Annotated in this window: 18 protein-coding genes; 12 read left to right on the forward strand and 6 right to left on the reverse strand. The window is 37.4% G+C overall.

What is annotated here, in order from left to right; genetic code table 11:
- The 5 genes from SB717_RS10430 (at nt 1) to SB717_RS10450 (ending at nt 5310) form a co-directional block, all read left to right on the forward strand.
- The gene (locus tag SB717_RS10430; protein WP_074680956.1) at nt 1-480 is read left to right on the forward strand and encodes a (2Fe-2S)-binding protein; all 480 of its coding nucleotides are present in this window, start codon (nt 1-3) and stop codon (nt 478-480) included.
- A gap of 71 nt (nt 481-551) precedes the next feature.
- The gene (locus SB717_RS10435; RefSeq protein ID WP_029322049.1) at nt 552-1004 is read left to right on the forward strand and encodes a hypothetical protein; all 453 of its coding nucleotides are present in this window, start codon (nt 552-554) and stop codon (nt 1002-1004) included.
- 420 nt (nt 1005-1424) lie between these two features.
- A complete protein-coding gene (locus SB717_RS10440) occupies nt 1425-3059 on the forward strand; it encodes an MrcB family domain-containing protein (RefSeq protein ID WP_410903660.1) in 1635 nt (544 codons plus the stop codon).
- Nucleotides 3013-4725 (forward strand): DUF2357 domain-containing protein, encoded by a 1713-nt coding sequence (locus SB717_RS10445; RefSeq protein ID WP_410903661.1) that lies wholly within the window; start codon nt 3013-3015, stop codon nt 4723-4725. The genes SB717_RS10440 and SB717_RS10445 overlap by 47 nt, the downstream gene beginning before the upstream one ends.
- Before the next feature lie 186 nt (nt 4726-4911).
- Nucleotides 4912-5310, forward strand: coding sequence for a hypothetical protein (locus SB717_RS10450; RefSeq protein WP_013057259.1), 399 nt, complete (start codon nt 4912-4914; stop codon nt 5308-5310).
- A 21-nt stretch (nt 5311-5331) separates the two neighbouring features.
- Here the strand turns inward: SB717_RS10450 and ku are convergent, their stop codons facing one another.
- The 4 genes from ku to sspO all read right to left on the reverse strand — a co-directional run bounded on the left by ku (nt 5332) and on the right by sspO (nt 7411).
- Complete coding sequence (gene ku / locus SB717_RS10455) at nt 5332-6165, reverse strand: non-homologous end joining protein Ku (protein ID WP_410903662.1); 834 nt, start codon at nt 6163-6165, stop codon at nt 5332-5334.
- Between the two features lie 150 nt (nt 6166-6315).
- Nucleotides 6316-6756, reverse strand: a complete 441-nt coding sequence (locus tag SB717_RS10460) for an Hsp20/alpha crystallin family protein (protein ID WP_410903663.1) — start codon at nt 6754-6756, stop codon at nt 6316-6318.
- A gap of 152 nt (nt 6757-6908) precedes the next feature.
- Entirely contained in the window at nt 6909-7049 is a 141-nt protein-coding gene (locus SB717_RS10465) for a small acid-soluble spore protein P (protein WP_013057256.1), read from the reverse strand.
- A gap of 212 nt (nt 7050-7261) precedes the next feature.
- Nucleotides 7262-7411, reverse strand: coding sequence for a small acid-soluble spore protein SspO (gene sspO, locus SB717_RS10470; RefSeq protein ID WP_013083371.1), 150 nt, complete (start codon nt 7409-7411; stop codon nt 7262-7264).
- 221 nt (nt 7412-7632) lie between these two features.
- Between sspO and acnA the strand changes: the two genes are divergently transcribed.
- From acnA to SB717_RS10490, 4 genes are all read left to right on the forward strand, one after another.
- The gene (gene acnA, locus SB717_RS10475; RefSeq protein WP_410903664.1) at nt 7633-10353 is read left to right on the forward strand and encodes an aconitate hydratase AcnA; all 2721 of its coding nucleotides are present in this window, start codon (nt 7633-7635) and stop codon (nt 10351-10353) included.
- 195 nt (nt 10354-10548) lie between these two features.
- Nucleotides 10549-11148 (forward strand): TlpA family protein disulfide reductase, encoded by a 600-nt coding sequence (locus tag SB717_RS10480; protein ID WP_074680967.1) that lies wholly within the window; start codon nt 10549-10551, stop codon nt 11146-11148.
- 212 nt (nt 11149-11360) lie between these two features.
- Nucleotides 11361-11504 (forward strand): FbpB family small basic protein, encoded by a 144-nt coding sequence (locus SB717_RS10485; protein WP_013057252.1) that lies wholly within the window; start codon nt 11361-11363, stop codon nt 11502-11504.
- 44 nt (nt 11505-11548) lie between these two features.
- On the forward strand, nt 11549-11692 hold the full coding sequence (locus SB717_RS10490; RefSeq protein ID WP_074680969.1) for an acid-soluble spore protein N: 144 nt from the start codon (nt 11549-11551) through the stop codon (nt 11690-11692).
- A 31-nt stretch (nt 11693-11723) separates the two neighbouring features.
- Here SB717_RS10490 and SB717_RS10495 read toward each other — a convergent pair whose 3' ends face one another.
- On the reverse strand, nt 11724-12335 hold the full coding sequence (locus SB717_RS10495; protein ID WP_410903665.1) for a hypothetical protein: 612 nt from the start codon (nt 12333-12335) through the stop codon (nt 11724-11726).
- A 172-nt stretch (nt 12336-12507) separates the two neighbouring features.
- On the opposite strand from SB717_RS10495, the gene tlp reads away from it, so the two are divergent.
- From tlp to SB717_RS10510, 3 genes are all read left to right on the forward strand, one after another.
- Complete coding sequence (gene tlp / locus SB717_RS10500; protein ID WP_013057249.1) at nt 12508-12750, forward strand: small acid-soluble spore protein Tlp; 243 nt, start codon at nt 12508-12510, stop codon at nt 12748-12750.
- 106 nt (nt 12751-12856) lie between these two features.
- Nucleotides 12857-14278: a phospholipase D family protein gene (locus SB717_RS10505; protein ID WP_410903666.1), complete on the forward strand. Its 1422-nt coding sequence runs from the start codon at nt 12857-12859 to the stop codon at nt 14276-14278.
- Between the two features lie 86 nt (nt 14279-14364).
- On the forward strand, nt 14365-14787 hold the full coding sequence (locus SB717_RS10510) for a YbgC/FadM family acyl-CoA thioesterase (RefSeq protein WP_074680972.1): 423 nt from the start codon (nt 14365-14367) through the stop codon (nt 14785-14787).
- A 40-nt stretch (nt 14788-14827) separates the two neighbouring features.
- Here SB717_RS10510 and SB717_RS10515 read toward each other — a convergent pair whose 3' ends face one another.
- Entirely contained in the window at nt 14828-15118 is a 291-nt protein-coding gene (locus SB717_RS10515) for a HesB/YadR/YfhF family protein (RefSeq protein WP_074680974.1), read from the reverse strand.
- Between the last annotated feature and the right edge of the window lie 335 nt (nt 15119-15453).

Genomic DNA, 15453 nt, shown 5'->3' on the forward strand with positions numbered 1-15453 from the left:
GTGCTAAGAGATGAACGGTATAGAATAACAGTTAAGCTAAAGGTTAATGGGGAAGAAAAAATGGTTGATATCCGAACAGCAGATACGCTGCTTTACGTATTAAGAGAAAAGCTGGCCCTTACCGGAGCAAAACCAGGCTGTTTAAATGGAGACTGCGGAGCTTGTACAGTAGGGATAAATCAGCGGCCAATGAAATCTTGCCTCATGTTAGCGGCAGAAGCAGAAGAGAAAGAAATAATGACTATAGAAGGACTGAAGAGTTCACCTATGCAAAAAGCTTTTATTGAACACTTTGCTTTTCAGTGCGGTTATTGTACATCGGGTTTTATTATGAATGCTCATTTGCTTTCCAAACGCCATCCTTCAGGCAGTGACGATATTATAAAGGAGTGGTTAGCTTCCAATATATGCAGATGTACAGGATATAAAGAAATTGAAGACGCAGTAAAATCTGTTTTACACTTTTCTGAGCGCGAGTGAGAAAAGAAAAAGCAGAATTAGAATAACACTTACACGTGTTTAGAATAGTATGTGCTAAGGGTGTGGAGAATGTGGAATGGAAAAGCGGCTTTGACAAAGAAAGGGAACTTATCTTTGCCATTCAACGAGATCTTGATGTAGTAACAGCCATATTATTATTAACTGGCCAAATAACAATTATAGGAGTATTTGTGACACCCGGAGCTTTTCGTGTTTCAGTAGGCGGACCTATTACAGGAACCAGTCGCATCGAAGGAAAAGACGGAAATGTGGGAATTAATATTATTATTGATATGATTGATGTGTTTCTTGCGGCTTTGCTGCTTAATAACCAGATCAATGTATCGGGCGCCTTTATTTCTTCTGGAAGGTTTACCATTAACGTAAGCGGACCTATTTTTGGCGTTCCCAAAACAGAACCTGCATTAAGTGAACTGAATCAATCCTCTCAGTTTTTTCATCGTACCGTATCAAAACATTTTTATGTAAATCCTGACTTAGTTGAAAAATTTACAAAGGACTGATTAAAATGTCATTAACGGATATACCTACAGTAAGACCTTCAGAGACGAGTATTTTTCTTATCGCCCTGCCGCTTATTATTTTTATCTTTTTCTTTACTCAGCCAAAAGCATCAGATGTTAAATAATCATGTAGCATAATGGGTGTTTTATCCTTGGGCACACAAGCTGCTTATTTTTCTGTTCGTATCATTGCCTCTTCATTCATTAAGCCCCTAACGCTTTTCTTTTCTGTCATGTTTCATTAAAATGAACATAAACATGTATGTAGAGAAAAGAATAATGTAGTGTTTCCTAACGTTATAAAATAGCTTACGATACGAAGAAAGCGTCTATAATAAAAGAAATGAACCTTTTGCGTGGTCAGCTGACGATGCTTTTTATTTTTACAAACTGCAGTGAAGGCAGAAAGGAGAGAATTCGATGAGTTTGCGCGAGCGGCTGCTGTATGTAGCGGAACATTATAAACAAATGGGTGGAGACGTACTTGTAAAACACGAAGTAGAAAATATGCTTACACGCAGGCTTCCGATTTCTCTTTATCGATTGGAGCATATAAATCGAGAAGAAATGCGTATATCGGGACACCACGCTGAAACATTTCCTTACGTGACCCTTGCGAATAAGAATATAGAGAGTGACGTGATGGTCGCGTATTTATTCAGTGAAGACGGTCAGCGCATTTACTTAGTCATGATGAGAGGAGACTCAGAAGAAGGAACCGATCTGAAAGACATTCGGTTTTTTACTCCTGAACATACCCGCGTATTGAAAGATAATCATATTGTCATTGGTACAAGCATGGAAGCGAAAAACTTTGAGGATAGAGTAGCCCTTTACCTTCCTTACAATATAGCAGACTTACCTAGCAATGATCAGCTTCAAGATGACTTGCATTTACTGCTAAGCATGCATGAACAGTATATAAAAACATACGGAATGAGCAAAGAGATGATTGGAGACAAAGACGCCATCGTCCATATTCATGAGTATATTGGGAAATCTGGATTTACATATGAACGACATGATATAGCCAACGCCTACTTTGCTTTAAAGACTAAACCGTTTATTGTTTTATCCGGAATGAGCGGGACAGGAAAAACAAAGCTTGCTCAGCTCTTAGCAGATAGTATCGGTGCCACGATTGAAAATGGAAGACAAGTGCTCATTCCGGTTCGGCCCGATTGGCACGATAGTTCAGATTTATTAGGATATATTGATTTAAGAGGAGATTTTCGCAGAGGATCGTTTCTGTCCATTATGCAGCAAGCCATTCAGCATCCAGCTTACACATATGTTGCCATATTGGATGAAATGAACTTAGCTCGAGTTGAACATTATTTTAGCGATATTTTAAGCGTAATGGAAAGCAGAAGCTGGTCAAAAGGAAAAATCAAAACGGCTCCGTTATTTCCTGGACATAAGATGTTCCGAGATATTTATTTGCCGTCTAACCTTCTCATTATTGGTACCATTAATATGGATGAAACAACTCATGGGTTTAGTCAAAAGTTGTTAGATCGTACCAACACCATTGAGTTGAATAAGATTCAGCTAGATTCTTTTGATTTTTTAGATGATAGAGATCCACCTCGGCACAGCATTGAAAATGTACAAATTCAAAGTCAATATGTTCACTTAAAAGATGCGTATGCTGAACATGCTGAGCTCATTCACGAAGTAACAAATGAACTGCTAACCGTCAACGAGATGCTTACAGAAGTCGATTTGCAAATAGGTTACCGCGTACGCGACGAAATATGCTTTTATCTAATTTACGCAGTGAAAAGCGGGATGTTTACATTTGATCAGGCATTTGATTTTCAGGTGTTGCAAAAAGTTTTGCCTCGTATTTCAGGAAGCGATGCTTACACATTTGATCTATTAAAAAACCTTTATTATTACTGTACAAATACGCTGCTCGATGATGAATTTGAGACAGCTGTCGTAAATGCAGACGGGATGAGATTTCCTAAAAGTGCACGCAAAATAATGGAGATGATGAGACGTTTTGAAGTATACGGATACACGTCATTTTGGATTAATACCGTACGTTGAAATTGAAACCGATACGTGTACGGTGGTTATAAAAGGGAAGAATAAGAAAAAAATAAAATCTGCAGAAGAAGTGATGTTTTTTTCTTGTACGGGAAAAGGAATTACACATGTAAAAGTACTAAATCAAACAAAAGGCATGATGACTTCCAAACCGCCGCTTGAGCCTTTATTTTTTGAAAATGAAACCTATCAAATTACAGTTGTTTCAAAAAATGAAACAAGCCTGTTTGTTACCCACGATTCAAAAGCAGTTGAACAAAGTTTTCAAACCGTAGGATTTCCCTACATTTTGACGGGAAATATAAGCTTTCAAAATGAAGTAGGGTATTCTACGTTTCATGTTTACAGTGAAAGAGAAAAAGAGCTGTCCTTTACTCTTGAAATTTTCCCATCAAAGATGAGCTACAAGACAGATTATGTACACATGGTTGATGAAGTGAACGGATACATTCATGATTTGGCATACGATATGCTTCGTAAAACATATATTGAAGCGAAATCTGTTTGGTCTAAGCAAGCAACATGGACGGAATTTTATCATGTTCTTTCTCACTATATGAAACCCTTTCTTCATTCTGTGCGTCAGATTGAAAATCAGCCGTTTCAATCGGTAAAAGTTGAACATGAGCTCATGAGAGGAGATCAAATAAAAAAACAAGATAGCCGTGCTATATCTTTTGTCCGAACACACCCTACCTATCTTGCATCTTCAAGCAGGGGGATTAAAATTAATCGAAATATAAAAGTAGTACCCACAAAAGCGATTGGCACCAGGCATGTGTCTACCTATGATAATCTGGAAAATCAAAGTGTTAAATGGATGATGACGCAGCTGTACCATAAGCTAACTGCACTAATTGACAAATTAATAGAAGACAGATATGTAAAAAAAGAGGCGGTGTCGGCTCTAGAAACCAATCATACCGAGTTAAAAAGGCTGTTAAACAATGTGTTTTGGCAACGGGTGAAGACTCTCCAAGCTTCAACTCTTCCTTCTACACTCCGTACGGCACCTCGCTACCGTGAAGCAAGCAGATACTTTATGTTCTTAACGCGAGGATTGGCTCTTAACGGAGAATTTTACCACCTTTCGTTAAAAGATATCGCAACTCTCTACGAATACTGGACGTATGTTAGTCTTTTAAAGAAGCTGCAAACTTACGGCAAGCGGATAGAACAAAACATTATGACAACGACAGAACAAGGGTTGAACGTGAGGATTCAGGCCTCTTACCATCGTTTTCAGGTGGGAAAAGCAGAAGTCACGCTATGGTATCAAAAAGAATATCATCATACTCATACCGTTATCCAAAAGCCGGACTTGCTGCTTGAAGTAAAGCAAGGGGAGAAAAAAAGCGTATATCTTTTTGACGCTAAGTATCGTATTAAACCAAATCACGATACGCCTTCTCCTAGAGAAGAAGATATTAATACCATGCATCGTTACCGAGACGCTATTGTAGAAGAAAATGGGATAAAACCGGTACAAACAGCGATTGTGCTGTTTCCAGGGAAAGCGGAGGGCTATAAGCAGCATCATTTTTATAAAAGTATTGAACGCGTTGGAGTGGGTGCGCTGCCTTTTTTGCCGGGAGAGGAAGGGCTAGTAGAAGAATTTATTGAAACTATTTGTACGGAAGAACCAAATCTTTTCAGCGCTGAGTAGGTAAATAGATAGAACGTGAACAAGCCTTTTTTTATGCGTTGACATAGTGTTAAGTTTTTTATGTTTTGATGACATTTCGAGATTTTAGTTGTATTTTCCTGTTGAATTTTCTAGAATAGTAGAGAATAAAACCGTATCAAAAAGAAGTCGTATCATGTGCAGAGAACGTATCAGGAGGACAACGAAGTGAAAAAGATTCTACTATTCACGTTAGTAGCGCTATTGGCAACTTTTTTTATTGACAGGGTATACAGCGAACGCAACCAAGCGCAACTTCAGCAAACCGTAATTAATGAAATCAAAAAAACAAATCAAAGTAAAGAAGAAGCTTCCATCCTTGATTTTAATGAATTATGTGATTTTAGATGGGATAAAGTATATGTTTTTGGACCGGAAACGACTCGCAGCGAGGTAAATGAAAAGCTGGGCTTCACGTGGTCTGAAGCAAAAGCAAAAGGTATTGGAAAAGATAAAAAAGATAACTTTATTGTCTTTGTAGAAAATAATCAAGTAACGCAATATTTAAAAATACCGGCGTCATATGGAACTATCGTTCCTAAGACTTCTGTTGCAAATGAAAGCTAACGAAGAAATTCGTTAGCTTTTTTATGCTTTCTTTTTTAAGGATGAAGTTTTTTTCTCTGCTGTTGATTTTGTCGGCTGTAAAGTAGAAGGATCTATGCTCACTTTTAACATTTCCATTAAATGTCGAATATCTCTTTCTTCGCTTCCGCTGCTTTTTGTAACTTCGCCTTGATTTATTTTTTGCTGAATGACGTTTTGTAAGGCGTCTCGATAGTTGTTTTTGTAAATAGACGGATTAAAAGAAGTAGATAGCTTATCAATTAATTCCACCGTCACTTGTGTATCACTTTCATTAATAGAAGAAGTACTAGATAAGTTAGGCACATCTGTGACTGAACGAAGCTCTTCTTCAAAATGCATCGTGTGAAGAACGAGAGAGCCACCCACGGAACGAATAATGGCGATTTGCTGTTTGGAATATAAAAATACATTGGCAATACCGACTTTATTCGTTATTTCAAGTGCATTTAACAACGTATAATAAGCTTTTAGGCTCGTTTCTCCAGGAGAGATATAGTATGGCTTATCAAAAAACAGGGGATCAATGTCATCTAACGAAACAAAGTGTAACAATTCAACAGCTTTGTTTGCTGCAAAGGGCTCTTTGACACTGTCAATTTCCTGTTGTGAAAGTACAACAAACTGACCGGTCGCTGTTTCGTATCCTTTAACCAGTTCATCGGATTCTACTTCTCGTCCACACGTTTGGCAATGTTTTTCTTGATGAATAGGTGTAAGGCAAACGGAGTGTAGCGTGCGCAGCTTTACATCTTTTTCTTCAATTGCTCCGTGGAGTTTAATAGGGATATCAATTAATCCAAAGCTGATTTTACCTTTCCAAGCAGTATGAAGCATAAACGTTCTCCTTTTACTCTTTTTTAGTAGTGTGCCGTAAAAAAAATTAGATATCCCATTGTTTTGAAAAGAAAAACTTTCTAAAAAAACTATGTGCTAAATAAACAATTAAATAGTTCCAATAAAGCTGCAGATGTTGTCTCTGCAGCTTTATTGGAACTCAATAGGGACTATTTGCTGATTAGATTCATTTGTCTCATGTTTAGAAATCGTAATTTCGAGGATTTCGTTACTAAATGTAGCGGTAATTTTTTTATTCATCAATGGAAATGGAAAGTCGATTGTACGTTCAACGCTTTCTTCCATTTGTTCTCTTGCAAGCGTTCCTTGCTTTTCATCATGAAATTCTCTAATACAGTATTTTTTGGCTGTCAGCTGTAAATGGTCAGGTTGTATCTGAACGATAATATCCTTAGGGTGATACCCTAATAATTCAGCTTCGACAATAAATGATTGTTCTGTTTCAAATAAATCTATACGAACGGAATCATAATCTAAATAACTCATAAAGGGATTTGAAAGCATGACTTCTAACAACTCTTGAAAGCCTTTTACAAACATTTGGTCTGCTGGCAGACGCTTGTTTTTCATTTCTGCGTTCCTCCATTATTTAAACTGTTTCACTTTACTATCATATGCGCGTTTATGTACTTAGTGAACTCCTGCGCAAAGAATAAGCTTGAAGTCCTAGCTGTCTTTTCCACGCATAAAAAAGCAAGCTCTGTAGAGAGCTTGCCGCTGTTTTACATATCATGTCCGCTATTGTGTTTTTGACGAGAATGCTTACGGTTTTTTACTTTATGAGATCCGCTTAGCGGTTCTGGCTGTCCAGAATTGCTTTTTGGCGCATTTCTTCTGATGTCTTTGCTGCTGTTTTTGTTCATAGTTAAAGCCTCCCTTTCATTTATTAGGGTAGGATAGTGACAGGGAATTTATCCGATGAAAAATTCCCCTTTCTAAAAATAGGTTTAACAAAAACAGGAAATGGGAACAAAAAAAAAGCGTCATATATAATGACGCCTTCTCGTTAGATTTCATGGAGTTAAACGATTTTGCTTTTCTAACTAGTGATTAGTATATCCAATAAGAGATTGTTTTACTGATTTTTTTTGCGTTTTTTATTATTTTGTTTCTGTTGTTCCGTTAATGGTTCATTTGAAAATTCTTCATTATAACCCGCTCCTTTTCCTTGAGCGCTAGCCGCGTTAGCTCCAGGAATGACGTGGTTTGACTTGCGTTTAGCCATGTTGAATCACCTCCGTTTCTAGCATGCGTAAAAATCAATGAAATATGAATTATTAGAAAAATAAAAGGAAGATGGAAAAAAGTTATAAGCAAAACTTATGTTAATTAATAACATTCTTTTTATTTACTTATGTATAATATTATATTAAGATAGATGGTGAAGGGAATAGAGGATGGGGTAAGTAAATCCTTTATACATAGAATTTGAAGGGGGTAAAAGCAATGACTAAAAAAGACGTTTTTAACGCTCGTTCGTCATTCGATCTTAATGGCAGCACATATAATTATTACCGCTTACAAGCTTTAGAGGAAGCAGGTTTAGGTAACGTATCTAAGCTGCCGTATTCAATTAAAGTATTATTAGAATCTGTTCTTCGTCAGGTAGATGGCCGTGTTATTACAAAAGAACACGTCGAAAACCTTGCAAAATGGGGAACAAAAGATATTAAAGATATCGATGTTCCTTTCAAACCATCTCGTGTTATTCTTCAAGATTTCACTGGAGTTCCAGCGGTTGTAGACTTAGCGTCACTTCGTAAAGCAATGGCTGATTTAGGAGGAGATCCTGACAAAATTAATCCAGAAATTCCAGTAGACCTCGTTGTCGACCACTCCGTACAAGTTGATAAAGCAGGTACAGCTGACTCATTACGAATTAATATGGACCTTGAGTTTCAACGTAATACAGAGCGCTATAATTTCTTAAGCTGGGCTCAAAAATCATTTAATAACTACCGTGCAGTTCCACCAGCTACTGGTATCGTGCACCAAGTAAATTTAGAATATTTAGCAAACGTTGTTCATGCTGTTGAAGAAGATGGTGAATTCGTAGCTTTCCCTGATTCTCTAGTAGGTACTGACTCTCATACAACCATGATTAATGGTATCGGTGTTTTAGGATGGGGTGTTGGCGGTATTGAAGCGGAAGCAGGTATGCTTGGTCAACCTTCTTATTTCCCAGTTCCTGAAGTAATCGGTGTTAAACTTGTTGGTGAATTACCAAACGGCACTACAGCTACAGACTTAGCGTTAAAAGTTACGCAAGTGCTTCGTCAAAAAGGAGTAGTCGGAAAATTCGTGGAATTCTTCGGTCCTGGCGTAGCAGAACTTCCATTAGCTGACCGTGCAACAATCGCTAATATGGCTCCTGAATACGGTGCAACATGTGGATTCTTCCCCGTTGACGCAGAAGCATTAGCATACATGCGTTTAACAGGAAGAGATGAAAAAGACATTCAGGTTGTCGAACAATATACAAAAGAAAATGGTTTATTCTTCACACCAGAAAATGAAGATCCAATTTTCACTGACGTTGTTGAGATTAACCTTGCAGAAATTGAAGCGAATCTTTCTGGTCCAAAGCGTCCGCAAGATTTAATTCCACTTTCTCAAATGCAAACAGAATTCAAAAAGGCTTTAACAGCTCCTGTTAGCAACCAAAGCTTCGGACTTGATGCTAAAGACGTGGATAAAGAAATTACGTTTAAGCTTGCAGACGGTTCAGAAACAACAATGAAAACAGGTGCCATTGCCATTGCGGCTATCACAAGCTGTACGAACACATCAAATCCTTACGTCTTAGTAGCAGCTGGTTTAGTTGCCAAAAAAGCAGTAGAAAAAGGATTGGATGTTCCAGCTTATGTGAAAACGTCATTAGCACCAGGTTCAAAAGTAGTAACGGCTTACTTGCAAAATTCAGGATTACTTCCATACTTAGATAAAATCGGCTTTAACATCGTAGGTTACGGCTGTACGACTTGTATCGGTAACTCTGGTCCATTAGCAGCTGAAATTGAAGAAGCGATTGCAGACAACGACTTGCTTGTAACGTCTGTTCTTTCAGGAAACCGTAACTTTGAAGGACGTATTCATCCATTAGTAAAAGGTAACTATCTTGCTTCTCCGCCGCTTGTTGTAGCATATGCACTGGCTGGAACAGTAGATGTAGATTTACAAAAAGATCCAATCGGTATTGATACAGACGGAAATGAAGTATTCTTTAGTGACATTTGGCCTTCTCAAGATGAAATTAAAGAAGTTGTTAGCCGTACGGTAACGCCTGAATTATTCCGTAACGAATATGAGCGCGTATTCGATGATAACGAGCGCTGGAATGAAATTAAAACAAGTGAAGATGCTCTTTATACGTGGGAGAATGATTCAACGTACATTCAAAACCCACCTTTCTTTGAAGGGTTATCAGAAGAGCCAGGTGAAGTAGAACCGTTAAATGATCTTCGCGTAGTAGCGAAATTTGGTGACTCAGTGACAACGGATCACATTTCACCAGCGGGTTCAATTGCAAAAACATCACCTGCAGGTCTTTACCTTCAAGAAAACGGTGTAGAACCAAGAGACTTTAACTCATATGGTTCTCGTCGTGGTAACCATGAAGTGATGATGCGCGGTACATTTGCAAACATTCGCATTAAAAACCAAGTAGCTCCTGGTACAGAAGGCGGCTGGACAACACACTGGCCAACAAATGACGTAATGAGCATTTATGATGCTTGTATGAAATACAAAGAGCAAGGTACAGGTCTTGTTGTACTTGCAGGTAAAGATTACGGCATGGGAAGTTCTCGTGACTGGGCAGCAAAAGGCACAAACCTTTTAGGTATTAAAACAGTAATCGCTGAAAGCTTTGAGCGTATTCACCGTTCAAACCTAGTATTAATGGGTGTTTTACCTCTTCAATTTAAAGATGGTGAAAGCGCAGATACATTAGGTTTAACTGGAAAAGAAACAATTGCAGTAGCGGTTGATGAAACAGTAAAACCACGGGATCTTGTAAAAGTAACAGCAACTGATGAAGCTGGAAACAAAAAAGAATTTGAAGTACTGGTTCGTTTCGATAGTGAAGTTGAAATTGATTACTATCGCCACGGTGGTATCCTTCAAATGGTGCTTCGTGATAAATTACAGTCTAAAACACATGCGTAAGGTATAAAGAAAAAGAGCGGTTCTCATGAGCCGCTCTTTTTTTATGCAAACGCACCGTTTTCGACAAAAAGTGAGAGGGGAATATGTTATATTATAAAAGAAAATGCCTGATAAAAGGATTATTTTAGTAGATATTGCACATATCTATTAGTACATAGATTATCATTTTTTAGAAGAAATAAAGGAGCCGATCATATGGTTAAAAAAATAATTGCGGTCTTGCTTCTAGTAGGCTTTCTTAGCTACGCACTTTGGCAAGGGCTTTCTCCAAATGAAGCATCCGATAATTCTAACTTAAGCGAATACAAGGATTTAAATATCAAAAAAGGCGATAGTGCTCGTCAGGCTTCGGGTCAAGCTTATGGGTTAGAACCAAAAGATACAGCACCTCCGTTTACACTGTTAGATACGAACGGAAAAACTGTTCAATTATCGGACTTTAAAGGAAAAAAAGTTATTTTAAACTTTTGGGCCACATGGTGTCCGCCGTGTCAAAAAGAAATGCCCGATATGCAAGCGTTTTATAAGAAATATGGAAACGACGTACAGCTGCTTGCAGTTAATTTAACTTCATCAGAAGGCAGTAAACAGGCAGTATCTAAGTTTCTGAAAGAAAAACAATTTACGTTTCATGTATTATTGGACGACCAAGATACTGTAGGAAGTAAAAAATATCGGGTGTCCACCATTCCGACATCTTACTTTATAGATGAAGAAGGTAAAATTGTTCAGCGAGTGAATGGTCCAATGACGCTTAAACAAATGGAAAACTTTGCTCAACAAGCAGTGAATTAACTTCGCTGCTTGTTTTATTAAACATGAAACTTATTTACTTTATCATCGTATATATAGATAGGTCAGTAAACATGTCAAACTTTCTTACAACTTTTCAAAAAGTATGTTTACTTATCTGACAAATTGGTTACAATATAGATAGTTGTATGATATCAGTTTCTTTAGATTTTTCAGATTTTTCACAAAAATTACATAAAGTAGGTGTTGGAATCATGAGAAAATTACGCAAACGTTCATTTGAAGAGTTAGTGCAAGAAAATAAAACACAGCTGTTAAAAGATCAGTCCGAAATTGAGCGCATTGAAATGGAAATTGAAAAGCGTTTAGAAGACCGTATGCTAGAAAGAGCTGAATAAGTTTGAAGTAAGTTGGTTAGAGTAACGGTGAGGAGGGGATAAGCATGGGAAACCCTAAAAAACAAAGCAAAACTTTTGTTCCGAATCACATCGGCACTCAACCGAGAGAAGCTGGTGGAAATAACGGAAAACAAATGCAAGATAAATCCGGCAAGCATCCTCAAGTTATTCAAACCAAAGGTGAATGAATAAAAAGTCGCTGAATTCAGCGACTTTTTATTATTTGAATTCTACTGTGAATAAATAAACGTAAGGGTTGCTCGAAATAAGCTCTTTAACAACTTCTCCGTCATCGGTTGAAAGCGGAGCAACTCGTATGCCACTGCCATCGTCACCAAATAAAGCAGCAACTGGATATGGTTTATTCATTTTCACTTTTTGTTTTCTCTCTAATCCAGTAAAGGAATAGCCGTTCATTTTTGGGGGTTTTTCCTCTTCTATTCCTAGGTTTGTATCGTTGCTTCCCACATTAAACATAACTTTGTGAGTATCATCATCGATTTTATATGTAATAGCAAACATGTCAAATTCTTTTGAAACAGTCAACCCTCCTGAAAATAAAGGTTCTTTTGCTTTTCCCTTTTCGTAATAAGTAGCTTTTACATAAGCTTCTTTTGCGTCACTAGGAGCTTTCACATCGTATGCAATGATATTGCTTTTGTAGTCCAGGTTTGTCACAGCTAACATTTTTTCTTCATGTTTTGAGTAATGATGAGGCTTCATAAAGGCACTTGCTGTCAATTTTGATGCCAATGAGGTTTGTGACATAAAAAATACGGCAAGCACTGCAATAAAGATGACGCTTAGTAATGTTATCATTCGTTTGGTCATAGCGATTCCCCCTTTGTATGTACGTATTACCATATTATGTATGTTTTATATACATATTTTAACTTGATTATAATTATATTATGTAAACTAAAATCATTTTTTTCCACTTATAGAGATGAACAAATCCGGCATACTACAATTGTAACAAAGTTATTTTGAGGAGGAAGATACAATGGCATGGAATAAACCAAATCCAGATGATCGCAGTGATAACGTTGAAAAATTACAAACAATGGTGCAAAATACAATGAAAAACATTGAAGAAGCAGAAGAAGCAGCTGCATGCAGCACTGAAGAAGAACGTCAGCGCATTCAGCAAAAAAATCACAATCGCGAAGTAAGTATCGAAGCAATGCGCAGCGAAATAAAAGATGAGTCAGAAGCTCGTCAAAATGGTTACGAAGGTACGATTTAATAAATAAAACAGCGACAATAAGCAGCTAAAAATAAACGATTTTAGCTGCTTTCTTTCTATATTTTTTTAGTAAGGTCAATACTAATACAAACTAGCGAAGAGGTTTATGCAGGTGAAAAAGAAAGTAATAAGGATTTTGGTCAGTTTACTTGTCGTCTTGATTATTGTGGGCTCTTATCACACGCATAAGCCCTTGCCTAAAGGAGTTTCATACGAAAGTAAGCCCCACAAAGTGGAAGATGTATTTCTTTTATCAGACCTAACGTATCAAGACCAGCAGACGTCTGTTTCTGAACAACATATTTTTCAAGCAGTTATGAATGCAATTGATGAAGCAAAAACTTTTATTATTATGGATATGTTTCTATTTAATGGCTACTATAACCATGGGCAAAAGTTTCCTCACCTTAGTGATACGCTTGCAAGTAAGCTGATTGAAAAGAAACGAAAACATCCTAATGTCGAAATAGTCTTTATTACGGATGAAATAAACACAACCTACGGCTCACATGATTCAAAGTGGTTAGATTCACTGCGGCTGAACGGAATCAAAGTGGTGCAAACTAATTTATCTAAGCTCAGAGATTCCATTCCACTATATTCTGCAGTGTGGAGAACTTTTGTTCAGTGGATGGGTGAAAAAGGAACCGGGTGGATAACGAATCCTTTCGGAAATAATGCGCCTAAGGTAACGGCCCGTGCTTATCTTAAGTTGTTAAATGTAAAAGCTAATCACAGAAAAGTAGTAGCAACCGATCAAAGCGTTATTATTTCTTCTGCCAATCCTCATGATGCAAGTTTTTATAATTCTAACATGGCCTTTGAAGTAAAAGGGAATATCATTGGAGATGTGGTAAAAAGCGAACAAGCCGTGTCTGATTTTTCTTACGGAGGAAGGTTACCTCTATATAAAAAGAAAGAAAAAGAAAAGGGAGACCTCTATGTTCAGCTGCTATCAGAAGGCAAAATCTATAAGCACGTATTAAGTGGTTTACATCATGCTAAACAAGGTGACGATGTGTGGCTTGGCATGTTTTATCTTGGAGATCGAGACGTAATAAAGGCCCTTTTGAAAGCTTCTGAACAAGGAGCAAACGTACGGTTAATTTTAGATCCTAACGAAAATGCGTTTGGAAGAAAAAAGTTCGGACTGCCTAACCGTCCAGTAGCGGCAGAACTCGTTAAGAAATCTAAAGGTAATATTAAAATTCGCTGGTATCATACAGGAATAGAGCAGTATCATTGTAAAACCTTATTAATTCAAAACAAAAGAAACGCCACTATTATTGCAGGGGCAGCAAATTTCACCAAGCGAAATTTAGCTGATTTAAACTTAGAAACGGATATTAAAATATCAGGATCTTCTAACGAAAAGGTTATGACCGAACTAAACGCTTATTTTGACCGTCTATGGACAAATAAAGGTCACACATATACGCTTCCCTATAAAAAGTATGAAAATAAGATGACGCGGCTGGAAACATTGATATACCGAATTCAAGAAGCGCTTAGTCTTACAACCTACTGAGTCAGGACCAAACTAGTAGGAGTATATTCTCCTTATATGGTAAGATAAAACAGGAACAGTGCAATAGTGCAATAGGAGGTAGAATCATGCTAGTATCGAAGAAAGAAATCGAAGTGCGCTATGCAGAAACCGACCAGATGGGCGTTGTGTATCATGCTAACTATTTAGTATGGATGGAAATAGGCCGAACGCAGTTTATCAGTGATTTAGGTTTTAGCTATGCACAAATGGAAAGAGACGGTGTGCTGTCCCCAGTTATTGATATACAGGCGTCATATAAAACGCCGCTTCATTATGGCGAGACAGCTGTGGTACATACTTGGGTTGAGAACTATGACGGTCTACGCGTTGTGTACGGATACGAGATTTTTAATTCAAATGAAGAACTTGCGTTAACAGGAACATCGTCGCACGTATGTGTGAAAAAAGAAAACTTTAAGCCTATTTCGATTCGTCGTAATTATCCGGAATGGCATAAAGCCTATGAAGATGCCAAAAAGCAGGGTTAAGCGTAAAAATAAAAAGCATCGATAAATCGATGCTTTTTTCTTACGCTTCGTAATGAAAGTCAGGTTCTTTTGTTTCTTCATTATAGTTCACGGTCAAATCATGACCATCAAAGTACCAAAGGTCTTCATCTTCTACGAAAAATGTTAAACCGTCAACTTTTGTTTCAACGCCAACGTTTTTAGGAGAATCTGTGCTTACACCTAAAGAAAAACCTTTTTGAACGTTGCTGCATCCGCCGTAGCGAACAAAAAAGCGAATTGTTTCGTTTCCTTCTAGCATCATTTCGTCTTTGTACCACGTAGCTGCTGCTTCTGTTACTGTTAATTTCATTAATTATGCTCCTTCCAATACTGCGGATACATTTATTATAGTAGAAAGGTAGATAAATTACCAATATATACGAATCCAGCTAGGAAGGAATGAGATAAAATAAAATAAAACGATTTAATATAGAGGTGAAGGCTTCATTTCTATATTAAATCGTTTCATTCTTTCATTTGAAATCATATTGTTTTCCAATGGTTTCCCAGCAGTGAACGCAGTAGCGGCTTCCTTCTAGCTGTGAATCCATTTTCTTATTTCGTTTGCAAATAGGGCATTTTTTCTTCACATCATTCACCTCCTTATTTTAGTATCAGTATAACTAATAAATAAGAAATGTATTC

The sequence above is a fragment of the Priestia sp. SIMBA_032 genome, assembly GCF_046535215.1.
Lineage (GTDB): Bacteria > Bacillota > Bacilli > Bacillales > Bacillaceae_H > Priestia > Priestia aryabhattai.